The organism is Agromyces sp. H17E-10, from assembly GCF_022919715.1.
Classification (GTDB): Bacteria; Actinomycetota; Actinomycetes; order Actinomycetales; family Microbacteriaceae; genus Agromyces.
In genome coordinates, this window is sequence record NZ_CP095042.1 from 2,492,490 (window position 1) to 2,518,063 (window position 25,574).

General features: G+C 72.7%; 19 protein-coding genes. 10 read left to right on the top strand and 9 right to left on the bottom strand.

The features are described from left to right. The first annotated feature begins 143 nt into the window (after positions 1-143). The 5 genes from MUN74_RS11330 to MUN74_RS11350 all read left to right on the top strand — a co-directional run bounded on the left by MUN74_RS11330 (position 144) and on the right by MUN74_RS11350 (position 3,306). Positions 144-1,091 carry an arginase family protein gene (locus tag MUN74_RS11330; RefSeq protein ID WP_244852215.1) on the top strand — a complete coding sequence of 316 codons (948 nt, stop codon included), beginning with the start codon at positions 144-146 and terminating at the stop codon, positions 1,089-1,091. A gap of 106 nt (positions 1,092-1,197) precedes the next feature. Further along, positions 1,198-1,788, top strand: a complete 591-nt coding sequence (locus tag MUN74_RS11335) for a sulfite oxidase-like oxidoreductase (protein WP_244852216.1) — start codon at positions 1,198-1,200, stop codon at positions 1,786-1,788. Continuing rightward, positions 1,785-2,552, top strand: a complete 768-nt coding sequence (locus tag MUN74_RS11340) for a ferredoxin reductase (RefSeq protein ID WP_244852217.1) — start codon at positions 1,785-1,787, stop codon at positions 2,550-2,552. Before MUN74_RS11335 ends, MUN74_RS11340 begins: the two co-directional genes overlap by 4 nt. Continuing rightward, on the top strand, positions 2,552-2,824 hold the full coding sequence (locus tag MUN74_RS11345; RefSeq protein ID WP_244852219.1) for a DUF6510 family protein: 273 nt from the start codon (positions 2,552-2,554) through the stop codon (positions 2,822-2,824). The genes MUN74_RS11340 and MUN74_RS11345 overlap by 1 nt, the downstream gene beginning before the upstream one ends. Next, positions 2,821-3,306: a SixA phosphatase family protein gene (locus tag MUN74_RS11350; RefSeq protein ID WP_244852220.1), complete on the top strand. Its 486-nt coding sequence runs from the start codon at positions 2,821-2,823 to the stop codon at positions 3,304-3,306. The genes MUN74_RS11345 and MUN74_RS11350 overlap by 4 nt, the downstream gene beginning before the upstream one ends. A gap of 42 nt (positions 3,307-3,348) precedes the next feature. Here the strand turns inward: MUN74_RS11350 and hutI are convergent, their stop codons facing one another. From hutI to MUN74_RS11365, 3 genes are all read right to left on the bottom strand, one after another. Then, entirely contained in the window at positions 3,349-4,572 is a 1,224-nt protein-coding gene (gene hutI, locus MUN74_RS11355) for an imidazolonepropionase (RefSeq protein WP_244852222.1), read from the bottom strand. A 122-nt stretch (positions 4,573-4,694) separates the two neighbouring features. Beyond that, on the bottom strand, positions 4,695-6,434 hold the full coding sequence (locus MUN74_RS11360) for a urocanate hydratase (RefSeq protein ID WP_244852224.1): 1,740 nt from the start codon (positions 6,432-6,434) through the stop codon (positions 4,695-4,697). A 158-nt stretch (positions 6,435-6,592) separates the two neighbouring features. Continuing rightward, entirely contained in the window at positions 6,593-7,423 is an 831-nt protein-coding gene (locus tag MUN74_RS11365) for a CPBP family glutamic-type intramembrane protease (RefSeq protein WP_244852226.1), read from the bottom strand. 181 nt (positions 7,424-7,604) lie between these two features. Here MUN74_RS11365 and MUN74_RS11370 point away from each other — a divergent pair, with 181 nt between their 5' ends. Then, positions 7,605-9,800 carry a LuxR C-terminal-related transcriptional regulator gene (locus tag MUN74_RS11370; protein WP_244852228.1) on the top strand — a complete coding sequence of 732 codons (2,196 nt, stop codon included), beginning with the start codon at positions 7,605-7,607 and terminating at the stop codon, positions 9,798-9,800. Between the two features lie 134 nt (positions 9,801-9,934). Here the strand turns inward: MUN74_RS11370 and MUN74_RS11375 are convergent, their stop codons facing one another. Both MUN74_RS11375 and hutH read right to left on the bottom strand, forming a co-directional pair. Continuing rightward, positions 9,935-11,542, bottom strand: a complete 1,608-nt coding sequence (locus tag MUN74_RS11375) for a M23 family metallopeptidase (RefSeq protein ID WP_244852229.1) — start codon at positions 11,540-11,542, stop codon at positions 9,935-9,937. Between the two features lie 214 nt (positions 11,543-11,756). Beyond that, positions 11,757-13,316, bottom strand: coding sequence for a histidine ammonia-lyase (hutH, locus tag MUN74_RS11380; protein WP_244852231.1), 1,560 nt, complete (start codon positions 13,314-13,316; stop codon positions 11,757-11,759). A 115-nt stretch (positions 13,317-13,431) separates the two neighbouring features. Between hutH and MUN74_RS11385 the strand changes: the two genes are divergently transcribed. Continuing rightward, on the top strand, positions 13,432-14,208 hold the full coding sequence (locus tag MUN74_RS11385) for an IclR family transcriptional regulator (RefSeq protein WP_244852233.1): 777 nt from the start codon (positions 13,432-13,434) through the stop codon (positions 14,206-14,208). A 31-nt stretch (positions 14,209-14,239) separates the two neighbouring features. Here MUN74_RS11385 and MUN74_RS11390 read toward each other — a convergent pair whose 3' ends face one another. Continuing rightward, positions 14,240-16,180 (bottom strand): LuxR C-terminal-related transcriptional regulator, encoded by a 1,941-nt coding sequence (locus MUN74_RS11390; protein ID WP_244852235.1) that lies wholly within the window; start codon positions 16,178-16,180, stop codon positions 14,240-14,242. A 75-nt stretch (positions 16,181-16,255) separates the two neighbouring features. Here MUN74_RS11390 and MUN74_RS11395 point away from each other — a divergent pair, with 75 nt between their 5' ends. Further along, the gene (locus MUN74_RS11395) at positions 16,256-20,089 is read left to right on the top strand and encodes a putative Ig domain-containing protein (RefSeq protein ID WP_244852237.1); all 3,834 of its coding nucleotides are present in this window, start codon (positions 16,256-16,258) and stop codon (positions 20,087-20,089) included. Positions 20,090-20,185: 96 nt separating this feature from the next. Beyond that, the gene (locus tag MUN74_RS11400) at positions 20,186-20,614 is read left to right on the top strand and encodes a cupin domain-containing protein (protein WP_244852239.1); all 429 of its coding nucleotides are present in this window, start codon (positions 20,186-20,188) and stop codon (positions 20,612-20,614) included. Positions 20,615-20,623: 9 nt separating this feature from the next. Here MUN74_RS11400 and MUN74_RS11405 read toward each other — a convergent pair whose 3' ends face one another. After that, positions 20,624-21,226 carry an antibiotic biosynthesis monooxygenase gene (locus tag MUN74_RS11405; protein WP_244852241.1) on the bottom strand — a complete coding sequence of 201 codons (603 nt, stop codon included), beginning with the start codon at positions 21,224-21,226 and terminating at the stop codon, positions 20,624-20,626. A 17-nt stretch (positions 21,227-21,243) separates the two neighbouring features. Beyond that, positions 21,244-23,451, bottom strand: a complete 2,208-nt coding sequence (locus MUN74_RS11410) for a helix-turn-helix transcriptional regulator (protein ID WP_244852242.1) — start codon at positions 23,449-23,451, stop codon at positions 21,244-21,246. A 216-nt stretch (positions 23,452-23,667) separates the two neighbouring features. Here MUN74_RS11410 and MUN74_RS11415 point away from each other — a divergent pair, with 216 nt between their 5' ends. Next, on the top strand, positions 23,668-24,960 hold the full coding sequence (locus tag MUN74_RS11415) for a hypothetical protein (protein WP_244852243.1): 1,293 nt from the start codon (positions 23,668-23,670) through the stop codon (positions 24,958-24,960). On the opposite strand, the gene MUN74_RS11420 is transcribed toward MUN74_RS11415, so the two are convergent. Then, positions 24,957-25,508 carry a helix-turn-helix domain-containing protein gene (locus tag MUN74_RS11420; RefSeq protein WP_244852245.1) on the bottom strand — a complete coding sequence of 184 codons (552 nt, stop codon included), beginning with the start codon at positions 25,506-25,508 and terminating at the stop codon, positions 24,957-24,959. The two genes, MUN74_RS11415 and MUN74_RS11420, sit on opposite strands and share 4 nt — an antisense overlap. Positions 25,509-25,574 lie beyond the last annotated feature (66 nt).

Sequence of the window (25,574 nt, forward strand, 5' to 3'; positions counted from 1 at the left end):
GGTCTCGAGATCGGCTCACGAGGTTTCGAGACGCGTCGCCGCTTCGCGTCGGCGCTCCTCAACCAGCAGTGTCGTCTGGGATCGCAGACGTGGAGGCGGCGGAGGGACTGGGCGCACGCGGCTGCGACTCGTAGCGTGGGGGCATGGCCGACGTCGCACTCTCGAACGATCCCCTCTGGCCCCGCGCGGGCGACTGGCCCGCGCCCGAGTCGCTCGATCCCGGAGCATCCGCCCGACTGGCCTTGCTCGGAGTGCCCGCCTGGCGCACGTCGCTCTCACCGACCAACGCGCACACGACGCCCGCGGCCGTTCGACAGGCGCTGCGCCGCTACAGCCCGGCGCTCGTTCCTGATCGGCAGAGCACCGCCCGCGAGCCGGGCCGCGACACGGTCGACCTCGGCGAGCAGGTCGTCGTCGACGCCGGCGACATCGTCGAGCCCGACGGCCCCGAGGGAGAGGCGCGCACGCGCGCCCGCGTCGCCGAGCTGCTCGAGCGCGCCGAGACCGTCATGGCCATCGGCGGCGACAACTCGGTGACGGTCGCGACCGCGCTCGGCGCGTACGGCGACCGGCTCGACACCGCCGGCCTCATCACGATCGACGCGCACTACGACCTGCGCGACGGCGTCTCGAACGGCTCGCCCGTTCGCCGACTCGTCGAGGCCGGGCTCGACCCGCGCCGCATCGTGCAGATCGGCATCGCCGACTTCGCGAACTCCGCCGTCTACGCGCGTCGAGCGGCCGAGCTCGGCATCACGGTGGTCCACCGCGACGAGCTGCACGGCCGCCGCCCGGCCGACGTCATGGCCGAGGCGCTCGAGATCGCCGGTGCCGCCGGCGGTCCGGTGCACTTCGACATCGACGTCGACGCGTGCGACCGGTCGGTCGTTCCCGGATGCCCCGCCTCGATGCCCGGCGGACTCGCGGCGTGGGAGCTCCGCGCGCTCGTGCGCGCCGCGGGCCGCGACCCGCGCGTCGTGAGCGCCGACCTCGCCGAGGTCGACGCGAGCGTCGACACCCCCGACGGACGCACCGTGCGGCTGACCGCGCTCTGCGTGCTCGAGTTCCTCGCGGGCGTCGCGGCGCGCTGACGCCCGCGTCGGCTCGACCCGGCCGTAGCGCGGCGCGCGGCGGCGTGACAGGCTGAGCCTGTACGCGACCGCCGCGGCGGCGGCCGCTCCCGTGAGGGGAGGCGCGATGTCGTTCATCACCAGAGGGTTCAGCGGTCGCAGTCGCGAGCGCGACGAGCGGCTCCCACCGGGGCAGACGCTCGTGCACGACTTCCCGGTGCTGTCGGCCGGGCCGACCCCCGAGGTCGACACGGCCGACTGGGAGTTCACGATCCGCACCGAGTCGGGCGAGCGCCGTTGGAGCTGGGATGAGTTCATGCGGCTCGAGATCGAGGACGTCACGACCGACATCCACTGCGTCACGCACTGGTCGAAGCTCGGCACGAGCTGGCGCGGCGTCTCGCTCGATACGTTGTTCGCCGACGTCGAGACGGACTACGACTACGTGATGGCGCACAGCTACGGCGGCTACACGACGAACGTGCCGCTCGACGAGCTGCTCGACGGCAAGGCCTGGGTGGCGTTCGAGTTCGACGGCGAACCGCTCGACCCCGAGCACGGCGGTCCGGCGCGACTGCTCGTGCCGCACCTCTACTTCTGGAAGAGCGCGAAATGGGTGCGCGGGCTCGAGATGCAGCCCTCCGACGACCCGGGGTTCTGGGAGCAGAACGGCTACCACCTGCACGGCGACCCGTGGAAGGAAGAGCGCTACTGGTGAGCGGTGTGCAGCAGCTGCAGGCGGCGCCCCGCACCGGGTGGCACGTCGCCGAGGTCGTCGAGACGCGGCGCGAGACCCCGTCGGCCGCGCGCATCACGCTCGACGTCGACGGCTGGCCCGGCAATCTCGCCGGGCAGCACCTCGACGTGCGACTCACCGCACCCGACGGGTACACGGCGACGCGCTCGTACTCGATCGCCTCGTCGGGCGACGGCGAGCGGGTGGTGCTCGCGGTGGATCGGCTGCCCGACGGCGAGGTGTCGCCGTTCCTGGTCGACGAGCTCCGTGCCGGCGACCGGCTCGAGGTGCACGGCCCGCTGGGCGCGTTCTTCGTGTGGCGGCCGCCGGCCGACGGCGGCACAGGGCGACCGGTGCAGCTCATCGCGGGCGGTTCCGGTGTCGTGCCCCTCGTCGCGATCGCGCGGGCGCACGCCGAGGCGGGGGATGCCACGCCGTTCCGCCTGCTGTATTCGGTGCGCACGCCCGACGACGTCTTCTTCGCGGACGAGCTCGAGACGGCGGCGCGTGGGCCCGCCCCGTTCGCGGTCGAGTTCGTCTACACGCGCCGCGCCCCTGCCGGCACCGACGCGCCCGTCGGCCGGATCACGCGCGAACGGCTCGCCGCCGGAGTGATCGGGGCCGACGCTGCCCCGGTCGTGTACGTGTGCGGGTCGACCGGCTTCGTCGAACGCGTCGCCGGCTGGCTGATCGAGCTCGGGCACCATCAGACGGCCATCCGCACCGAGCGCTACGGAGGTACCTGATGCAGCACTTCGACGGCAACCTGCTCGCGGGACCACTCGCCGACGTGTTCGCCTTCGACCCGACGGGGGCGCGTGCGCGCTGCAACGGCTGCGGCGCCGTCGCCGAGCTCGCGACGATGCTCGTCTATCGCAGCGGCGCCGGCAGCGTCGCGCGCTGCCGCGACTGCGGTGCCGTGCTGCTCAGCCTCGTCGACGGCGACGGCCGGATGTTCGTGAACTTCATCGGCATGGGAGCGATCGAGATCGCGACGACAGGGAGGGACGACGCATGAAGACGCTCTACCTCGTGCGGCACGCCAAGTCGGACTGGGGTGACCCGCTGCTCGACGACCACGACCGTCCGCTCAACGAACGCGGCCTGCGCGACGCCCCGGCGATGGGGCATCGGCTCGCCGAACGGGGTGTGCGCCCCGACCGCATCGTGACGAGCACCGCGGTGCGCGCGCGCAGCACGGCGCGGCTCCTGGCGCGCACGCTCGGCGTCGGCGACGACCACGTCGTCGAGGAGCCGCGCCTCTACGGTGCGACCGGGTCGGGCATCCTGGCGGTCGCGTCGACGCTCGACGACGCCCTCGGCTCGGCGATGCTCGTCGGCCACAACCCGGGCATGAGCGACGCCGTCGGCGAGCTCACCGGCGAGTGGGTCGAGCTGCCGACCTGCGCGGTCGTCGAGTGCCGCGTGAACGTCGATCACTGGGCCGAGCTCGTCGAGGGCACGGGCGAGCTCGTCTCGGTCGCGACCCCGAAGGACTGAGGCGGCCCGCCGCTCAGCCGCCGCGAGTCGAGGGTCGTCGGGTCAGGCGACCAGCGCGCCCGCAGCCCAGACGCGGCGCACGAGCGGTACGCCGGGCCGGTAGGCGAGGTGCAGGTAGCTCGGCGCGTCGAGCTCGACGAGGTCGGCGCGCATGCCGGGTCGGAGGGCGCCGACGTCGGTGCGGCGCAGCGCCTTGGCACCCGCCGCGGTCGACGCCCAGAGCGCCTCGGCGGGGGTCATGTTCATGTCGCGCACCGCGACGGCGATGCAGAACGGCAGCGAGCTCGTGAAGCACGACCCCGGGTTGCAGTCGCTCGCGAGGGCGACCGTGACGCCGGCCTCGATGAGTCTGCGCGCATCGGGGTACGGCTGCCGGGTCGAGAACTCGACGCCGGGCAGAAGGGTCGCGACGGTGTCCGAGCCGGCCAGTGCCGCGACATCCTCATCGCTCAGGAACGTGCAGTGGTCGACCGAGGCCGCCCCGAGCTCGACCGCGAGGCGCACGCCGCCGCCCTCGCCGAGCTGGTTGCCGTGCACGCGGATGCCGAGTCCCGCGTCGCGGCCGGCCTCGAGCACGCGGCGCGACTGCTCGGGCGAGAACGCGCCGCGCTCGCAGAACGCGTCGACCCAGCGTGAGTACGGGGCGCAGGCGTCGAGCATCTCGCCGATGACGACGTCGACGTACGCGTCGCCCGCGGCGACGGGGTCGCCGTCGAAGCGCGGGTCCTCGCGGAACTCGAACGGCACGACGTGGGCGCCGAGGAAGGTGACCTCGTCGGTGACCTCGCGGGCGAGGCGCACGAGGCGCTCCTCGTCGGCGACGCTGAGGCCGTAGCCCGACTTGATCTCGAAGGTCGTCGTGCCCTGGGCGTGCAGCTCGGCGACGAAGCCCGCGAGGCGGGCGCGGAGCTCGTCGTCGGTCGCGGCGCGCGTGGCGGCGACCGTCGAGCGGATGCCGCCGGCCTCGTAGCGGCGACCGGCCATGCGCGCCGCGAACTCCTCGGCCCGGTCGCCGCCGAACACGAGGTGCGTGTGACTGTCGACGAAGCCGGGGATCATCGCGCGGTGGTGGGCGTCGACGATCTCTGCGCCCGATTCGGGCGTGTGGGCGGATGCCTCGGCGGCGGTGCCGACCCAGCTCACGAGTCCGTCCTGAACGAGCACGGCGGCGTCGCGCACGATGCCGAGCGGGCCGCCCTCGCGGCCGGGCTGCTCGTCGTTGGTGACGAGCTCGCCGATGTTCGTGATGAGGGTCGCGCGAGGCATCCGGTTCGCCTTTCGATCTTCGTACTGGGTCGAGTGTTCTCGAGTCTGGTGAACCGAGTGGGCGATCTCGGCGGTTCGATCGCGGTGCGATGCGCCGAGATCGCCCACGCGGCGGAGGGGGCTCAGTCCTCGAGCATCGGCACGTCGACGCCGCGCTCGCGCGCCACCTCGATCGCCCGCTCGTAGCCCGCGTCGACGTGACGGATCACGCCCATGCCCGGGTCGTTCGTGAGCAGCGCCGTGAGCTTCGCCGCGGCGAGCTCGGTGCCGTCGGCGACCGAGACCTGGCCAGCGTGGATCGAACGGCCGATGCCGACGCCGCCGCCGTGGTGGATCGACACCCAGGTCGCGCCCGACGACGCCGCGGTGAGCGCGTTGAGCAGGGGCCAGTCGGCGATCGCGTCGGAGCCGTCCTTCATGGCCTCGGTCTCGCGGTACGGCGAGGCGACCGAGCCCGAGTCGAGGTGGTCGCGGCCGATCACGATCGGCGCCTTGACCATGCCCTCGGCGACGAGTCGGTTGAAGAGCAGGCCGGCCTTGTGACGCTCGCCGTAGCCGAGCCAGCAGATGCGGGCGGGCAGGCCCTCGAACTCGACGCGCTCCTGTGCGGCGTCGAGCCACTTGTGCAGGTGGGCGTTCTCGGGGAACAGCTCCTTGATCGCCTCGTCGGTGACGCGGATGTCCTCGGGGTCGCCCGAGAGCGCGACCCAGCGGAACGGTCCGAGGCCCTCGCAGAACAGCGGGCGGATGTACGCCGGCACGAAACCGGGGAACTCGAACGCGCGGTCGTAGCCGCCCTTGCGCGCCTCGTCGCGGATCGAGTTGCCGTAGTCGAACACCTCGGCGCCGGCATCCTGGAACTCGACCATGGCCTGCACCTGGTGCGCCATCGACTGCTGCGCCTTGAGCGTGAAGCCCTCGGGGTCGTCGGCCGCGGCCTGCTTCCAGTCGGCGACCGAGATGCCCTCGGGCAGGTAGGCGAGCGGGTCGTGCGCGCTCGTCTGGTCGGTGACGACGTCGACCGTCAGCTCACCGGCGCGGTGGCGGCGCAGGATCTCGGGGAACACCTCGGCGGCGTTGCCGACGTAGCCGACCGACCAGCCGCGACGCTCCGCCTTGGCCTGCAGCACCTTGGCGATCGCGGTGTCGAGGTCGGTCTCGACCTCGTCGAGGTAGCGCTTGCCGGCGCGCCGGCGCAGGCGCGTCTCGTCGACGTCGACGATGAGGCAGGCGCCGTCGTTGAGCGTGACGGCGAGGGGCTGGGCGCCGCCCATGCCGCCGCATCCGCCGGTGAGCGTGAGCGTGCCGGCGAGGGGGCCCTCGCCCTCGCGAACGGGCGCTGCGCCGTCGGCGACCGGCAGTGCGCTGCCGCGGCCCTCGCGCTTGAGCTTCTCGCCCACGGCGGCGAAGGTCTCGTAGGTGCCCTGCAGGATGCCCTGCGAGCCGATGTAGATCCACGAGCCGGCGGTCATCTGGCCGTACATGGTGAGGCCCTCGGCCTCGAGGCGGCGGAACTCGGGCCACGTCGCCCAGTCTCCGACGAGGTTCGAGTTGGCGATGAGCACGCGGGGCGCCCACACGTTGGTGCGGAACACGCCGACGGGCTTGCCCGACTGCACGAGCAGGGTCTCGTCGGCCTCGAGACGCTCGAGGGTCTTCGTGATGGCGTCGAACGCCTCCCAGTTGCGGGCGGCCTTGCCCGTGCCGCCGTAGACGACGAGGTCCTCGGGGTGTTCGGCGACCTCGGGGTCGAGGTTGTTCATGAGCATGCGCAGCGGCGCCTCGGTCTGCCAGCTCTTCGCGGAGAGCTCGGTGCCGCGAGGCGCGCGGACGGTGCGCGTGGTGGTCGTTGCGTCGGTCATGATTCGATGGTCGCGCACGGGCGCCACCGCGACAACGGATGCCGCGTGCTGGGCGTCCGGTATCCCAGACTTGCTCCGCCAGGGGACGCGAACGGCGCCCGCCCCGGCCGAAGCCCGGGCGGGCCCTCAGTTGCACCTGGGTGACGCGCGTCGGCCGATCAGGCCGGCGTGCGGGCGGGCACGAGGCCCTCGACGGCCGGCTGCTCGACGCGGCCGCGAATGAAGATGAGCAGGACGATGCCGGTGATCGTCACGACGATGTTGCCCAGCCCGGCGAGGTGCGGGAGTGCACCGTCGACCGGGTACGAGACCGTCATGAATGTCGACGGATCGGTCGCCGCGTGCAGCAGGATCGGCCAGATCAGGCGGCCGGTGACGCGCAGGGTGAGGTACATGCAGACACCGAAGCCGAACGTGTATGGCACCTGGAACAACGTCGAGAGCAGGTCCTGCCCGGTGAGCAGGTTGCCGAGGTGCAGCGCGGCGAAGAGCGCGGCCGACACGGCGGCGACGGCGAACTCGTGGTGGCCCGCCTTGCGCATGAGGTTCACCACGAAGCCTCGGGTGAGCACCTCCTCGGCGAAGCCGATGCAGAGGCCGACGACGAGCCAGGAGATGACGACGGCGAAGCCCGCCTTCGCATAGTCGATCGAGGCGAAGTGCAGCACCGCGAAGAGCAGCGGCACGGCGAGGCCGATCCACATCCACCAGCGACCGCGGATCGGCTGCCGACCGAACAGCTGGCCGAACCAGCCGAGCGACCACGCGAAGAGCACGAGCAGCAGTCCGCCGAACCCGATCGGCAAGACGTAGTCGACCCAGAGCACGGCCACCGGGTCGTCGCCGACCGCCTCGGCGATGGGGCTGACGACCACGAACGAGAACCCGGCGTACAGCGCGTAGTAAACCACGACGACGAGCAGCGACCGCCACCAGCCGCCCTGCTCCCAGAATCGCCGCCACGCGTTCGCGTGCTCGAGATCGGCCATCGCCGTACTCCTCTCAGGACCGCATGCCGCGGTCGTCGCCCGAGGCCCCCGGGTCCCGGCATCCACGCCTGGTCGACAGGCACGTTCCGACGGTATTGGACCCCGTCCGTCGGCCACGCATGCGGCACGCACGCGGCGCCGGAATTCACCTGGGTGATTCCCTCGGCCAGAATGAAAGGCGATGTTCCCGGCCACGAAGTTCCGACCGCCGACGCCGGGGTCGCACGCCATCGCCCGGCCCGAGGTCTTCGATCGGCTGCGCCTCGAGCGCCAGGACGTACTCGTCGTCCGCGCGCCCGCGGGCTACGGCAAGACCACCGCCGTCGCGCACTGGCTCGACGACGTCGCGGCGGGCCCGAAGCCGGCGCGGCACGTCTGGGTGACCCTCGACGAGGACGACGACGACCCGGCGGGCCTGTGGGAGGCGATCGCCGCGGCCACCGCGGGCGCGGGCCTCGACGACGGACGCTCGGTCGGGCCCGCGCCGGCCGGCGGAGTCCGGGCGAACACGATCGTTCCGCTGCTCGACGCGTTCGCGGACTCGGCCGACGACTGGGTGCTCGTGCTCGACGACGCCCACCTGCTCACGAGGGAGGACACGGTCGCGAGCCTCGACTGGTTCCTCGGCCGCGCACCCGCGAACCTCGACACCGTGGTGGTCACGCGGGCCTCGCTCGAGCTGCCGGCGTTCGAACGCCTGCGAGCGCGCGGCCGCGCGCTCGAACTCGGCGTCGATGTGTTGCGCCTCGACGGCGACCGCATCGAACGCCTGCTGCGCGAGGCCTACGGGCTCGACCCGACCGCCGCCGAGGTCGCCCGCATCGACCACCTGACCGGGGGATGGCCCGCCGCGGTCTCACTCGTCGGCTCGGCGCTCGCCCGCGGCGTGCCGCTCGCGCGCGTCGGAGCATCGCGTGCCGACGACGGCGGTCTCGACGCCCTCGTGCACGAAGGCCTCGCGGGCAGTTCACCCGCCGACCACGAGCTGCTGCGCGACCTGTCGGTCTTCGAACGCTTCGACGCCGCGGCCCTTGATTTCGTCGTGCAGGATCCGCGGGCCTGGCCGCTCGCGATGGAGGTGGCCGACCGCACCGGGTTGATCGCCACGCTCGACGACGAGGCCCGATGGTGGCGCCTGCACCACCTCGTGCGCGACCGGCTCGCCATCGAACTCGAGCGGGCGGATCCGGTGCGGCGGCGGGCGCTGCACCGCCGTGCCGTCGACGCCTTCGAGCGCGAGAACGACCTCTCGGTGACGATGCACCACCTGTTCGGGGCCGAGGACTACGACAGCATCGCCGACATCCTCTCGAACGTGCGGGCCAACGCGATCGTGCCACGGCAGGCGCTCGGCCTGAGCTGGCTCGACCGGATCCCCGAGTCGGCCCTGAGCCGCGACCCCCGCCTGGCGTTCTGGGAGGCGTGGGCCACCGCGACGGGCGGCGACCCGGCGCGGCGCGACCGGGCGCTCGCACGCGGTCGCTCGGCGGCGGGCACCCGGGCGGTCGACGCGTTCCGCACGTGGGACGACGTCGAGGACTTCGTCACCTCGATGGCCTGTTACGACGACGTGGGCGCCGCCCGTCGCGCGGGCGAACGGTTCCTCGCGCGATATGACGACTCGAGCCCGCTGGCGGCGCTCGTCGAGCTGCGGCTGGCGACGATGCTGTACCTCGAGGGCCGTTGCGACGAAGCGATCGAGCGTCTCGCCCTCCTCGACGAGGGGGCGCCGCTCGCTCGCCCGCTCCGTGTGCTCGTACCCGCGTACCGGGCGTTGTGCCTCTTCGAGCTCGGTGAACCGGCGGCGGCGGCCACGCAGGTCGAACGGACCCTGCACGCGCGCACCGCGTTCGGGCTCGGGCAGGACCCCGTGTACCTGCCCGCCGAACAGGCGCTCGCCCGGCACCGCACCGCGTCGGGCGACCCCGCCGCGGCGCACGCGACCGCCTCGAACGCCCTCGAGACCGCTCGCCAGCAGGGCGACACGGTGCTCGTCGTCCCGCACCTGCTGCTCGAGCTCGCCCGGGCCGATTTCCAACTCGGGCGCCACGACGATGCGGTCGTCTCGCTCAACCGTGCGGACGAACTCTGCGCGGGTCTCGCCGACCCGGGCGCCCTCGCCGTGCGCATCCGCGAACTGCGTCGGCGGTCCAACGCCGATCGCGCGCCGTCGACGGGTCGGGAGGGCCTCAGCCGCCGAGAGCTCGAGGTGCTCGCCCTGCTGCCGAGCTCGCTGAGCGCCTCGGAGATCGCGTCGGAGCTGTTCGTGTCGACGAACACCGCACGCAGCCACATCAAGTCGATCCATCGCAAGCTCGGGGTCACGAATCGAGACGAGGCCGTCGCCGCGGGCAGGCTCGCGGGACTCATCGTCTGACGGCGTGACTCGCGGCCGCGCGTGTCAGCGCAGGCCGATGGTGTGCGCGGCCGAGCCGACGCGGCTGCAGCGCTCGAGCCTCAGCGCATGCCGATGCAGAAACCGCCCGAACCCACCGCCTGCAGCGCTCGGCGTCAGCCCAGGTCGATGCCGCGCGCGGCCATGAACGGGATGGCGTCGATCGCGCTGCCGCCGATGCGGACCTCGAAGTGCAGGTGGCAGCCGGTCGAGGCTCCGGTCGATCCGACGGCGCCGATGAGCTCGCCCGCCTCGACCTTCTCGCCGGCCTTGACGAGGATGCCGCCGTCGATCAGGTGGGCGTACCCGGTGGAGACGCCCGAGCCGTGGTCGATGAGGATCCAGTTGCCGTAGCTGCCGTTCGGGCCGGCGTCGACGACGGTGCCGCCCGTCGCCGCGTAGACCGGCGTGCGGCAACCCGTGGCCAGGTCGGTGCCCCGGTGGAAGTCGTTGACGCCCGGCAGGGGCTTGTCGGGCCGCGGACCGAAGCCGTCGGTGACGTGGCTGCCCGAGACCGGCAGCGACCAGCCCTGGTTGCTCAGCTGGCCGGAGTCGGTCGGAAGCGTCTCGAGGAACGCGACGCTCGTCGACGCGACGCGTGTCTTCAGGCCCGAGAGCCCCGCGCGTGCGGCGCTGACCGCGCCCTTGGCCTGCTCGACCTTGCGCTCGGCGGCGTCGATGTCGATCGCGTCGACGTCGGCCCACGCGTCGTCGGCGCGCTGCTGTGCGGCGTCGGCCTCGGCGTCGAGCTTGGCGGTGATCTTCAGCAGTTCGTCGGTGTCGCCGGCGATCTCGGTCACGCGCGCGACACCGCCGAGGCCGGCGAGCAGGTCGCGACCCGAGCCGAACGCGGCGCCGATGGAGTTCAGCGAGGCGTCGCCGCCCTTCGCCGCGGCGACGTAGACGGCGGCGGCCGAGTCGGCCTTCTCGCGCGCCTGCTCGGCGAGGGTCTGCATGCGTTCGGCGATGCCGCGAGCCACCTCGCGGGTCGAGCGCGCGGCGTCAAGCGCGGCCTCCGCGTCACGCAGGTCGGCGAGTGCGCGGTCGAGCTTGGCGCGGGCCTTCAGCAGGCTGCCGGCGTTCGAGTCGAAGCCGAGGCTCGCGATGCGGGCGAACGGGCCATCGCCGATGAGCACGACGGGTGCGCGCGGCGTCGTCGCGGGGGTGGCCGGTGCCGAGCCGGTGCCGGGCGTCTCGCTCGGCGAGGGGCTCGGGCTGTCGGTCGGCTCGGGAGTGTCGGTCGGCGTCGGGGTCGGCGTCGGCTTCGGCGTCTCGGTCGGGGTGGGAGTGGGCGTGGGCTTCGGAGTCGGCGTGGGGGTCGGCGTCGGGGTCGGCGTCTCGGTCGGGGTCGGCGTCTCGGTGGGCGTCGGCTCGGGCGAGGGGCTCGGCTCGGGCGAGGGGCTGGGGTCGGGCGAAGGGCTCGGCTCCGTCGCGGGCTCTTCGGCCGCGGCGTCGGCGTCGCTCGTGGTGCCCGAGTCGGTGGCGGATGCATCGGCCGTGCTCGCCGCGTCGGCGGCCGCAGCATCGGGCGCGTCGGTGGTGGTCGTCGTCTCGGACGTCGCCGTCGTCGCATCGACCGGTGTCGCCTCTTCGGCGAGGGCCGGGGTCATGCCCCCGACACCGATGAGCACTGCCACCGCGGCGGCCGCGATCGCCGTCCCGCTCGGGCGCAGTCTTTGCGGGCGGAGCGGGTCGTGCTGGTTCGAGGCGAAGCGGTGGGGCATAGGGTTCCGTTCGGTTTGCCGGTTCAGGGCCGACGAAACCCAGTCTCGCATCGACCCGGTGAGGGCACAACAGGTCTGTTCACAGGCTTCGTGCCCTTTTCGGGGGAGACTTCGCGCCCGGCCGACGGCCGACTCGGCACGAACAAGGGCCGGCGCGGTCGCATCCGGAACTGATGCGACCACGCCGGCCCTTCGGCGTCGGCGGGGACTCCGGTCAGTCGAGCCGACCGGCGACCGACGCCGCCTCGGCCGCGACGCGGCCGCTCGCGACCGCGGCGGCGACGGCCTCGATCTCGGGCGACAGGAAGCGGTCGGGACCGGGGCCCGCGCCGAGCGACTCGGTGAGTGCGACGACCGCACCGGTCGGGGCGCCGGGCTCGAGCGGGGCGCGAAGCGCGAGACCGCGGGCGGCCGTGAGCACCTCGATGGCGAGCACGCGCGAGAGGCCGTCGACGGCGCGGCGCAGCTTGCGGGCGGCGGCCCAGCCCATCGACACGTGGTCCTCCTGCATGGCCGACGAGGGGATCGAGTCGACCGACGACGGCACCGCGAGGCGCTTCATCTCGGAGACGATGCCCGCGGCGGTGTACTGCGCGATCATGAGGCCCGAGTCGACGCCGACCTCGTGCGCGAGGAAGGGCGGCAGGCCCTGGTTGCGGGCCCGGTCGAGGAAGCGGTCGGTGCGCCGCTCCGACATGGATGCGACGTCGGCAGCCGCGATCGCGAGGAAGTCGAGCACGTAGGCGACCGGGGCGCCGTGGAAGTTGCCGTTCGACTCGACCCGGCCGTCCTTCGTGAGCACGGGGTTGTCGACGGCGCTCGCGAGCTCGGCCTCGGCGACGGAGATCGCGTGGGCGACCGTGTCGCGGGCGGCGCCGTGCACGATCGGCGCGCAGCGCAGCGAGTAGGCGTCCTGCACCCGGCCGTCTTCGGGGCCCTTGTGCGAGTGGATGATCGGCGAGTCGGCGAGCAGCTTGCGGAAGTTGCCCGCCGAGATCGCCTGGCCGCGCTGCGGACGCAGCGCCTGCAGGTCGGCCGCGAACACGGCGTCGGTTCCCATGAGGCCCTCGACGCTCATCGACGCCGAGATGTCGGCGGTCGTGAGCAGCATCTGGAGGTCGGTGATCGCGAGCGCGAGCATGCCGAGCATGCCGTCGGTGCCGTTGATGAGGGCGAGGCCCTCCTTCTCACCCAGGTGGAGGGGCGTGATGCCGGCCGCCGCGAGCGCCGAGGCGGCATCCGTCGCCTGGCCCGTCGCGTCGCGCACGTCGCCCTCGCCCATGGCGACGAGCGCGCAGTGGGCGAGCGGTGCGAGGTCGCCCGAGCAGCCGAGCGAGCCGTACTCGCGCACGACGGGGGTGATGCCGGCGTTGAGGATCGCGGCGTAGGTCTCGGCGGTCTCACGGCGCACGCCCGTGCGGCCGGTCATGAGGGTCGAGAGGCGCAGCAGCATGAGGGCGCGCACGACCTCGCGCTCGACCTCGGCGCCCGAGCCGGCGGCGTGCGAGCGCACGAGGCTCGCCTGCAGCTGGGCGCGGCGGTCCTCCGCGATGAAGGTCGTGGCGAGCGCGCCGAAGCCCGTCGAGATGCCGTAGTGCGGGTTCGGGTCGGCGGCGAGGCCGTCGATGATCTCGCGGCTCGCGGCGACCTCGTCGAGGGCGGCGGGGTCGAGCACGACGGGCGCGCCGTGGCGAGCGACCGCGACGACGTCGTCGATGCTCAGGCCGGCGATGCCCACGGTGACGGCGGTGGGGGTCGAAGTCGCGTTGGTCATGCCTGATATTCCACAACGTGGATGCCGCCGCCGGGAGTCCCTCGATCGGCCTGGTGTCTGGGATGCCAGACCGGCGTAGGCTGGCGGAACGGATTCCCGACGAGGAGGTCAGCGCATGACGACATCGAAGGTGCCCGCCGCCGACCAGACCCTCGCGATCCTCGCCCATCTCGCCGGGCAGCGCGGGCCCGTGCCGGCCGCGACGATCGCGCAGGCGCTCGAACTGCCCCGTTCGACCGTCTACCACCTGCTCGCGGTCATGCAGGAGCGCGGCTTCGTCGTGCACCTGCCCGAGGAGCGGCGCTACGGCCTCGGCATCGCGGCGTTCGAGCTCTCGAGCGGGTTCAGCCGGCAGCAGCCGCTCGCCCGGCTGGGCGGTCCGCTCGTCGCCTCGCTCGTCGACCGCATCGGCGAGAGCGGGCACCTCGCCGTGCTGCACGGCCGCGACGTGCTCTACCTCGTCGAGGAGCGCGCCCCCCGGCGGCCGTCGCTCGTGACCGACGTCGGCGTGCGGCTGCCCGCGCACCTCACCGCGACCGGCCGCGCGATGCTCGCCGCCCTGCCGCCCGCGCAGCTGCGTGCGCTCTACCCCGACCGGGCCGCGTTCGCGTGGCGCGGCGACCCCGAGGCATCCGGCCGGTGGCGGTACTCGCTGCTCAAGCAGGTGCTGCACGGCGTGCGCGAGGCCGGTTTCGCCGGCGAGGACGGCGAGGTCACCGAGGGCCTCGCCTCGGTGGGCGTGGCCGTGCTCGACCACGTCGGCTGGCCGGCGGCCGCGATCGCGGTCACCTATCGGGCCGACTCGGATGCCGCGGCACGGGCCGACGAGATCACGAGCGCCGTCCGTGCCGCCGCGGGGGAGTTGTCGCGCCGCATCGGCGCCGTACGCTGAGCCCTTCGGCCCGCTGCAGCGGCGCGTCGGATCAGATGAGCCCGGACCGGCGGCCCCACGCGACGGCCTCGCCGCGACCGCGTACGCCGAGGCGGCGGTAGATGTTCGAGGTGTGGTGCATCGTCGTCTTCGGTGCGACGACGAGCCGCTCGGAGATCTCCTTGTTGCTCATGCCGGCGGCGAGCAGCATGAGGATCTCGAGCTGTCGAGGGGTGAGCACGCTCTGCTCGGGGGGCTGCGGATTCGCCGTCGCGTCGGTGAAGTCCAGGGACTCCTTCGCGATGCGCGCCCAGCTCCACGCCGCTCCTTCGCCGCAGGCGCGGTCGAACGCCTCGTCGCCGAGCGCGGCGCGCACCTGTTCGATGGTGGCGTCGTAGAGGGCGCGGTTGGCACCGATGATCGCGCGACGTACGAGCTCGGCGTGGTCGGCGATCGCCCCGTGCAGCCGGGCGGCGAGGTGCGGTTCGCCGCTCGCGGCCGCGATGACGACCGTCGTCATGACGCCGATGCCGAGGCCCGCGGGCAGCCCGATCTCCACGGCGGCGCGCATCCCCGCGGCGGTGGTCCGCGCAGCCGTCGCCGGATCGTGCTCGAGGAGGCACTGCGCCGCGACGCCGTAGGCGGGGCCGAGCAGCGATCGACGGCGCGGCAACCGGTCGACGAGGAGCGCGATGTCCTGCACGGAGGGCCGGATCGCCGGGACGTGCGCGGTGCCGGCCGGCAGCTGATGGAACATGAGCGCCGACTGGACGGCCGGCAGCAGCAGGTCGTGGCGCCGCGCAACGCTGTACGCGCGAGCGGCGAGCCGCCCCGCCTCGTCGTAGCGGCCCTCGACGTGGGCGATCATCGCGGCGAGAAGCTCGAAGTGGGCGAGTGCGATCGGACGACCGTTTCGAGTTGCGAGCGCGATCGCCTGCTCGGCGTGCCCGCGGGCCTGGTCGAAATGCCCGATCGTCCTCGCCGAGCCGACCGACTGCGACAGGCATTCGAGGCTGACGTCGACATCGCCCAGCTCGGTCGCGGCATCGACGAGGGCGCGCAGGGCGTCGGCGATCGCGTCGGCGTCGGTTCCGGGATCGACGGCCTCGAAGCGGCGACGCAGGCGATACGCCTCGAGGAGCAGCAGCAGTCGCGCGGGAACGCCTGTGGCGCCGATCGCGTCCCAGTCCATGCCCGCGACCACCTGATCGAGCAGTCCGCCGTCGGCGTTGAGACCGCCGTACTCGGCACCGTGCATCGACAGGGCGAGCGCCAACTCGCCCGCGCCCGTCGCCGAGTCGGCCACGGCCGCCGCACCGGCGTCGTCGCCCGCGAGTCGCCAGGCGGCCGCCCGGAGATCGCGCTCACGACGCGCGAGGACCGCGTGCCAGTGCTCGGCGGACGCGTCGTCGGCGAGACCGATCGCGAGGGCGGAGGTCGCATCGCGAGCGCAGGCGCGCAGCGCGCCGAGATGCGCCGCGCCGACGCCGGCACCGCGTTCCTCGAGCAGCTCGCGGTGCGGTCGGCGCAGGCGGAAGAGGGTCTCGGGCGCCGCCCGGTCGACGTCGACGAGGTCACGATCGACGAGTGCCGGGAGGTCGCCGATGAAATCGGCGGGGACGGCGTCGGAGAGCTCGGCGAGCGTGCACCAGTCGACGAAGCCGGCCAGGCGCTCGGCGAGGCCGAGCTCGGTCTCGCTCAGGTCGGCGAGCGCGTCGGCGACGCTGGCGTGGACGGTTGAGCGGCCGGGAGCTCGCCCGCGCACGTCGAGCACCTCGGCCATCGGGCGGTCGCGCAGGGCGCTGATGAGGTCGGGCAGCGACAGTGCGACCGTGCGGTGGGCGGCGAGCTCGATCGCGGGAGGCCAGCACTCGAGCAGCTCGCACAGCGTGGCGATGTCGGCGGCGTCGGCCTCGGCGTCGAACGCGCGACCGCTCGCGGTCGCAGTCGTGACGAAGAGCGTCGCCGCGGCGTCGCCGGTCAGTCGAGGCATCCTCAGCACCCCCGAACCAAAGATAGGGCAAACGCCCGATTGCCGGACAGCGGATCGGAGCAGTTGCGTTGGGTCATGAATGCCAAGCGTCGTCTTCTCGCGATCGTCGCGGCGGTCGCCCTTCTCGCCGGCGTCGGCCTCGCGCCCGCCTCGATCGCGTCGGCGATGCCGCCGCAGGCCAGTGACCTGGTGCCGCCGATCATCGCCAACACCGAGAGCGGCATCCTGCGCGACCTGCCGACGAAGTACTACCAGGCCGTCGAGGACTTCGAGAACCAGGCGATCCGGGACGTGCTCGACACCCACTCGCTGCCCGACGGCGACGCGAACGCGGTGCGCGCGTGGGCGCGCGACGCCGTGCGTTCGCAGGAGTTCATGAACCTGCTGGGCATCATCTCGAAGCCCGCCGCCGAGCGGACGGCGGGCGAGGCGCTCGTCTACGAGTGGTTCCAAGGGGTCTACCAGCAGCAGCTCGTCGATCAGGCGCAGGCTGCGCTCGACCAGTACCTCGAGTGGTCGGGCCTCACGCTCGAGACGATCTCGCTCGATCCCGTCCCGCGTCTGCCCGACGGCGGCGGGTACTGCGACTTCCACCCGCCGAAAGCACTCGAGGAGGGCACCGGCGAGTTCGGCGGCGTCTACGACCCGAGCCTGCTGCCGCAGTGCCAGGACTCGACCGGCACCACGGTGGCCTGCCAGCTCGGGCCCACCGGATGCCCCGTGCCGTGGCCGACGGTCGAGCAGTTCGAGCAATGGGGGCGCTACCTCTCGCAGGAGGACCTGTGGGAGGACCCGGTGTTCCCGAACCTCGCGCTGGAGTCGTCGGTCGGCGTCGGTCTCGCCGCCGGCATGGTGGCGACCGGAGCGATCACGGCGGCAGCGCGAGCGTACATGGCGGCGACCGAGAGCTCGACCAACCTGTTCGCCAAGGTGTTCCCGTACGCCGGCCGAGCAGGTCTCAAGGCGACCACGGAAGGGCTCAAGCAGGCGCCCAAGTTCGCGACGACGGCGGCTCGCGCCTCTGCGGGCGTGGTCCGCGCCGGCGGGGTGGCGTTCGTCGTCGGCACGATCATCACCGCCCTGATCACGATCGCGCTCGAGTCGTACACGATCTACGAGCACCAGCAGATCCCGATCACGCTCAAGAAGTCGCTCGCCGACGCGAAGGCGACCCCGCCCGACCTCGCCGCCCTGGCAGCGAAGGAGTCCGGCGTCGGTGCGCTGCTCACGACGTTCCTCTCCACCACGCGGATCGACGTCGACGTCGACTGCCAGCTCGAGAACGACTGGAACCCCTACTCGGCGTTCCCGTGCGCGAACGCCCCGGCCCCGGCGGTCCCCGTCGCGACCGACGCGAGTTTCTGGGTGTCGAGCGAGGTCGACGGTGTGACCTCGGGCGACTTCGCCGACGCGATCTACACGGTGAACCCCCTCGACTCGCAGGACGCGTTCACGCTCAACGAGCAGTCGAGGGCTTCGGGGAACGGCTGGTTCGTCGTGACGAAGTACGACGGCAGCCTCCCCGAGAACGTCGACGCGCCGACGACGGCAGGAGCGACGCTGCAGACCCTCCGGCTCTACTACCGCGACTGGGAGGGCGCGGGCAAGGTCGCCGAGCGGGTCGTGGTCGACGACCGGCCGATGTTCGCGATCTCCTCGCTCGACAGCGCGGACGTCGGCGGGTGCACGACCGCCCCGGCCACCGGAGGGACCCCCCTCTGCCTGACCGACACGCTTCGGTACGTGCAGCCCGACGGCGCGAAGGTCTCGGCGCGCATCGTCGCAGCGGGTGCCGCGGGGCCGAAGGTGAGCGCGGTCGTGCCGGCACGGGTGGTCGCCGGCGAGCTGTTCGCCCTGTCCGCCACGGCCGAGGCGACCTTCGGCACCCCGCCCTTCACCTACCGGTGGATCGTCGCCGGCGGTCAGCACATCGGACCCGCGGTGTCGGCCTCTTCGCAATACGCGGGCAATGTGGAGGTCTACCTCGAGGTGGCCGACTCGCAGGGCAACACGACCGCCGAGACCTATCCCGTGCTCGCGGCGCAGAAGACGACCGTCACGGTGAAGACCTGGCCGGCGGGAGACGTGCCCTACGGCGGCACTCGGAAGGTGTGGGCGGCGATCAGCCCGCTCAAGGCGCAGGGCACGCAGTGCACCTGGAACCAGCAGACCGGTGAGCTGGGGTGCACCAGTCCCACCGGTGCGGTGCAGTTCTTCGTCGACGGGCGTCCCCTCGGCGACCCGGTGCAAGTCACACAGCAGTACCTCGAGCCGTGTTTCACGGGCGGCGGGTGCCCGTGGACGTGGGGCGACAATGTCGCCTACGCCCCGGCCATCGCGCTCCCGACGACCGGCATGGCGACGGGAAGCACCCACGAAGTGACGGCCGTGTACTACGGCGACGAGAAGTTCGTCGGCGCGACGAGCCAGACGCTCGATCTCGCGATCGTGAAGGCGACGCCGGTCGTGACGCTGACCTCGGGGTCCACCTACCCCAGCCCCGACACGCCCGTGACGCTGACCGCGAAGGTGCAGGCGTCCGACGGCTCCCGAGGCGTGCCGACGGGCACGGTGCAGTTCCTCGAGGGGAACTCGCTCGCCCCGCTCGCGCCGCCCGTCACGGTCGACTCGGCCGGCAACGCAACCCTGACCGATGTCGAGCTGAAGTTCGTCAACTCGCTCGCCGTGCGGTACCTCGGCGACCAGAACTTCACTGAGGCCGTGAGCGGCGTGACGCCGATCCGCTTCCCCGTCGCGACGAGCGCGACCGTCGAGCCGGCGTCGAGCACCGTGCTCGCCGGGTCGCAGGTCGACCTGTCGATCACCCTGCTCGACGAGCTCGGCGAGCCCATCGCCGGCGCGCCCGCCACGGTGTCGCCGGGCGGGCACACCGCAACGACCGACGCCGAGGGCGTCGCGAGCGTCTCGGTCACGAACGACGCGATCGGCGAGGTCACCTATGCGGTCTCCTCCGGGTCCGCCACCGGGCTGGGCTCGGCGACGGTGCTCTACGGCAGCGTGCCGGTGATCGACGACGCGGATGCCACGGCCGAGGTCGGCGTGCCCTTCAGCCGCACGCTGAGTGCCGAGGGCGTACCCGCTCCCGCCGTCTCGGTCGGCGGGCTGCCCGACGGCCTGTCGTTCGACGCCTCGACCGGCGAGGTGACCGGCACGCCGAGCGGGGCGGGCACGACCGAGACGCCGATGACGGCGACGAACGTGCTCGGCTCCGCGAACGCGACGTTCTCGGTCACCGTGCACCCGGCCGTGGCGATCACCACGACCGGGCTGCCCGACGGCACCGCGACGCTGCCGTACGACGCGCTCGCCGAGGCCGGCGGCGGGCTCGCCCCGTTCAGCTGGTCGGCCGACGGACTGCCCGACGGACTCGTGCTCGACGCGTCGACCGGCGCGATCACCGGCTCGACGACGATGGAGGGCACGACCGAGGTCGTGCTGCACGTCACCGACGCGCTCGGGGGCACCGACTCGGTCGCGCTCGACCTCGTCCTCGCCCCGAAGCCGCGACCCGATCTCGAGGTCGGGCTCTCGGTCGGCCGCCTCGTCACCGGGCAGACGGCGCGGTACGCCGTCGCCGTGGAGAACGCGGGCAACGCCGTGGCCGAGGCGCCCGTCGTCGTCAGGACGACCCTCGACCCGGGGCTCCGGTTCATCGGCCTCGCGAGCGTCGGGTGGGGCTGCACGACCGCACGCCAGGTCGTGACCTGCACCCGTCAGGTCGACCTCGCGGCCGGCTCGGTCGCAACGCTCGAGCTCGACGTACGAGTCGTCACGAGGCCCGGCTCGGTCACGACGGACGTCACCGCGGTGCCGGTCGTCGACGAGATCGACACCGTCGATAACCTGACCGCGCTCACCACGAGCGTCGTTTCGAAGTCGCGGCGGTGAACCGGCTCGCGAGTCGCCGGAAAGTGTCGGGAAATCGACGGGGAAGGACGCTTTTCGGCGACTCGGCGTGCGCTCGGCATCGGTAGCGTGGCGGGTATGACGGCTTACGAGGTACTCGAGATCGGCGCGCTCGACGAGTGGCGCTCGCACTACGGCGGATTCCGCCCCGACAGCTCGCGCGACGGGCGCCGGGTCGTCGACCACGATCTCGAGATGCAGTACATCGGGCTCACCGCGAACGCGCTCGAGCCCGGCGAGGAGGCCGGCTACTGGCACACGCACGCGCGCATCGAGGAGCTCTATGTCTTCCTCTCGGGGCGCGGGCAGATGGGGCTCGACGACGAGGTCGTCGAGGTCGGCCCCGGCACGGCCGTGCGCGTCGGCCAGGACGTCGCCCGCACGTGGCGCTGCGCGCCCGACGGCACCGAGCAGCTGCGCTGGCTGTGCATCCGCGCCGGTGGCGCCGAGCTGCCGCACCTGCCCGACGACTCGCGGCGACTGCCCGAGAAGCCGATGCCGTGGTGACCGGACGCGCTACTCGACCGACGGCTGCTTGTGCAGCCAGCGGTGCAGCATGCGCGTGACCCACGGCAGCACCCAGTAGGTCATGATCGGCGTGAGCACGAGCGTCGTCGCGAGCACCCGCAGCCAGATCGGCAGCTCGCCGAAGCCGGGCACGGGTGCCACGAGGTACGAGAACGCGAGGTTCACGGGGAAGAACCCGAGCCAGATCGCGACGGCCTGCTTCCACCGCGGCGGGGCGAACGGCACGGATGCCTCGGGGTCGACGTGGCCCGTCGCATCCGTCGCGGGAATCGAGCCGGTGGCCGGGTCGTCGAACCAGCCCTCGATGCCGGTGCGGCGCTTCGAACGTTCGTTGCGCACGAAGCCCTCGCCCATCGAGAGCCACCATTCGCGTTCGGCCGACCGCTCCCAGGCGTCGAGCGTCTCCTCGCTCGCGAACCGGTAGAGCATGTGCCAGACCTGCGACGACTCGCCCGCGCGCACCCAGCCCGAGCCGAGGAAGCCCGGGTACTTGTTGGCGAGGTTGACGCCGGTCTGCACCCAGGCGGTCGCCTCCGAGATGCGCGACGGGTCGACCTCGCGCCGGATCGAGACGGTGATGGGTTCGGACATGGCGGTACCTCTGGGCGTTACGGGGCTGGGGGGCCCGACGTGGCGCCCAGCAGGTCGAGCTCGAACGCGCGGTCGACGACCTCCGAGCGGGTCGTCGCGCCGAGCTTGCGGAAGATCGCGGCCATCTGCGTGCTGACCGTGTTCGGCGAGACGTAGAGGCGCTGCGCGATCTCGGCACGGGTGAGGTGCGTCTGCAGGTAGGGCAGGAGGCGCTGCTCGGCCGCGGTGAGGGCGATCGATCGGGCGCGCAGCTCGGCCGTCTGGGTGTGCTTCTGCAGCAGGTCGCGGGCGGCCGCGACGCGGTCGTCGAGGGCGCCGCGCGACAGGCCCGGCGGCAGCATCTCCTGGATCTCGTCGAGCAGCAGGCGAGCGGCGTCGGAGTCGCCGACGCGAAGCTGCGCCCGGACGAGGAGGAGACGGCTCGGAATGCCGAGGAGGGGCACCGCGCTGCCGCAGCGCTGCCGCTCGGACATGGCCTTCGCGAGGTACTGCGCGCCCGTCGTCCGGCGGCCCGCGTTGAACTCGACGCACGCGGCGGCGGCGTGCGCGTACGCGGCCATGACGTAGCCGTCGATGCCGCCCGTGCGGATCGTCTCGAGCGCCTTCTCGACGTGCGCCTCGGCCGACGCCCAGTCGCCGCGCTCGATGGCGAGCAGCGCGAACTCCGACTCGCCGATCACGACCGTCGCGGGGTTGCCGCGGGCATCGGCGAGGTGCATCGCCTCGGTGAGCACCTTCCGCCCGCGCTCCTCCTGTCCGGCGTGGAGGAGCGTCGAGCCGAGGATCTGCAGGGCGGGGTCGCGCCAGGGGCTCTCGAGCGGCTCGACCTCGCCGGCGAACTCGGCGTCCGCGAGGGCGCGCTCGACGCCGCCCTGCATCATGATGGCCCGGATCATCGCCTTCGCCGACGCGACGTTCATGCCGGGGGCCTCGGCGTCGTCGGGCACGCTGCCGAGCAGGGTGCTCCACTTGCGCGCGTCGTCGTCCGTGCTCGAGAGCACGGCGAACCAGGTGATCACCACGACCGCCGACGCGTTCTTGAGCAGGTTGACGTCGCCGATCTCGCGGACCCATCGCCCGAGCGCCCCGCTCTGGCCCGACTCGTAGGCCTGCAGCGCCGCACCGGTCACGAGCATCGTGGCGGTCGTGAAGTCCCGCGCCGAGATCGCGTGCTCGATGGCGGCCGGCAGCTGGCCCCGCTCGGCGAACCACTGCGCCGCCCTGCGGTGCAGGGTGGGCACGGATGCGGCGAACTCGAGCTGCAGCTCGCCCTCCAGGTATTCGCGGAACAGCGGGTGCAGGCGGTAGGCGCGCTGCTCGCGATCGGCGGTGACGAAGAGCTGGCGGGCTTCGAGGTCGCGGAGGATCCGTGCCGAGTCGGTGCGCTCGAGCACCGCGTCGCAGAGGTCGGGGATGTGCGCGCCGAGGATCGAGCTCTCGAGCAGGAACCGACGGGTGTCCTCGGGGAGGTCGCGCATGCACTCCTGGTAGAGGTAGTCGGCGAGGACCGCCTGGTCGCTGAACTCCGAGAACGGCCGGTCCTTCGACAGGAGGGCGCACATGTGCAGCCCCGCCGCCCAGCCGTCGCACCGCTCGACCCAGTCGGCGAGCGTGTCGGGGGCGACGAGCGCGCCCGCCTCCTCGGCGATCTTCGCCGCGCCGTCGAGGTCGATCCGCAGCTCGGCAGCACCGATCTGCGCGGCCGACGCCGTCGCCCGCCCGCGGGCGAGTCGGGTGGGGTGGCGCCGGCTGGCCAGCACGACCTGCGACCCGGCCGGCACCCCGGCGAGGGCGATCTCGAGCACGTCGAGGCACCCGGCGTCGTCGAGCACGTGCACGTCGTCGACGAAGAGCACGAACGGCTGCTCGCAGCGCGACAGCGCGAGTGACAGCGCCGGTGCCATGCGACCGAGCACGCCGTCGTGCGTGGTCGCGATCTGCTTGAAGACCGAGTCCGTCTCCGATGCGAAGGGCGCGCACGCGTGCGCGAGCAGGCGCAGGACCGCGGCCGGGTCGTCGTCCTCCACGCGGAGCGTGAGCCAGCCGGTGGCGCGGTCCTCGGCCTCGCGCCATTCGGCGAGGAACGACGACTTGCCGTACCCGGCCGGGGCGGTCACCGTGACGAGGCGCGATCCCTGTGCCCTGAGGGCGTCGACGAGCTCGGGCCGGCGGACGAACGCACCGTTGAACACCGGTGCGGTCGTCTTGCTCTCCAGGAGCAGCATCCCCAGATCATCGTCTGCGAGCAGCATCCGAACCCCCACCTGTCATTCGTCGACACGGCCCGCCCCCGTCGTCGACGGCCCGGCCCCGTGATCCGCGGACGGCGGTGCGCAGCCGAGCCGGCGGAACGAGGGCGAGGGTCATCGTACCGGCAAAGGGCGAACTGAACGTCGCGCAGCGTCTCACGGCGTCGAGTCGCCCGCCGGTAGCGTTGAGGCGTGATCCGACTCCTCTGCTTCGGCCTGCTCGGTGCCGTGATCGCGAGCGCGACGGCGTGGGCCGTCTCGGGCGACGACGCGTGGGTGGGGTTGTTCGTGCCGTGCGTCATCGCGTTCAGCGTGCTGACCCCGATCGTGCTCGCCCTGCGCAGCATGGCGGGCGCGGGACTCGGCGGGGTGCTCGCCCCGGCGCCGACGGGCGAGGAGCTCGCCCGGGCCGAGTCGGAGGGGCGGCTCGCGCTCGCCCGCGTGCGGGCCATCAGCCGCACCGGCACGTCGATCAACGACCAGCCGGTGTGCGACCTCGACCTCGTCGTCGTGCCGCGATTCGGCAGCCCGTTCGAGGTGCGCACGCGGCGGCTCGTCGACCTCGTCGAGATCCCGCGGCTGCAGCCCGAGTGCGTGGTGGTCGTGGCGATGCAGGATGCCGCGCCGTCGCCGGTCTCGATCGTGATGGATCCGCCCGACGAGTGGGTCAGGTTCGCGCAGAGCGACGAGCGCGTGCGCGAGACCCGCACCGCTCCGGCGTACCTGCCGGCCCCATCGACGGCGAAGACCGCGGGCGGGCTGCGACGGATCCACCCGGCGTTCTACGTCGTCGCGGTGCTCGCGGGCGCCGCGCTCGCGCTCATCCCCGCGTATCCGACGATCTCGGCGATCGCCTCGGGCGAGACCACGATCGGCGACGTGCGCTACGCGAACTCGTGGGAGGGCCGCATGGCCGCCGACGAGCGGGCCCGCGCCGACGCCGAAGCCGCTGAGGCGGCCGAGGTGGCCGCGGCGGGCATGTTCGTCGGCGACAACGCGGCGCAGGCGGTCGACGCGCTCGTCGCCGAGCTCGGTTCGCCGCAGGTCGTGCAGCTCGCGTTCTGGGGCGACCGCCTCTCGGCGATCGCGCCGAGCGCGCCCGGTGCCGTGACGCTCGACTCCTACGGGGTGCTGCGCGGCGACGTCACCGACGACGGCCCGGCGGGCAGTCAGCCCGAGCCCGGTGTGCTCGACCTGCAGCTCTTCGACGCGACGACGTTCGACGCCTCGATGATGCCCGAGCTCATCGCCCGGGCGAAGGAGCTGAGCGGGTTGCCCGAGGTCGACCCGACCCGCGACCAGTGGGTGTACGTCTCACGGTCGGGCTCCTCCGACGACGGGCCGCCGCCCGTCGGCGTCGACGTGCCCGTGTACGGCGAGTACTACGACGCGTGGGTCACGTTCTCGCTCGACGGCGAGGTCGTCTCGATGCGTGGCGGGGCACCCGGTTCGGCGAGCTACGAGGCCGAGCACGCGAACGACTAGTCCGTCGGGTCGGGCATGAGCACCGTCGACAACAGGACCGCGCGCCGCGCATCGCCGGCGGCCCGCTCGTCGTCGCCCGGCTGCGTCAGGTAGGGCGCGAGCAGCTCGCCGAGGCCTGCCTGGATTCGCGCGAGGTCGCCGTCTCCGACGTGCAGGCGGACCTGTCCGAAGCCGACGAACTCGCGGAACTCCGGGGTCGACGACGCGCGGTCGAAGTCCTCGCCCAGGTGGGCGAGGAAGGTGAGGAACGACTGCTGCAGTTCGCGGTCGCCCATCTCGCGCAGCTCGTCGTGGTCGACGTGGGCCATTCGGTCGCCGAGGGCGAAGGTGCGCTCGACAGCGCCTCGGACGCGGCGCTCCTCGACGACGGCGACGACTCCGGCGTCGACGAGCGCCGCCACGTGCCGATAGAGCGTCGCCTGCGCGATGTCGGGCAGCGCGCTTCGCAGGTCCGAGGTCGTGACGCGCCGATCGTTGCCCAGTTGCTGGATGATCCGCAGCCGAACCGGGTGCATGACGACGTCGGCGATCGGCGAACGCTTGCGCACGGGTGCCCTCCTCGAATATTCTCACGATGAGAACATTCGCATGATGTGAACATTCTCGATCACCGT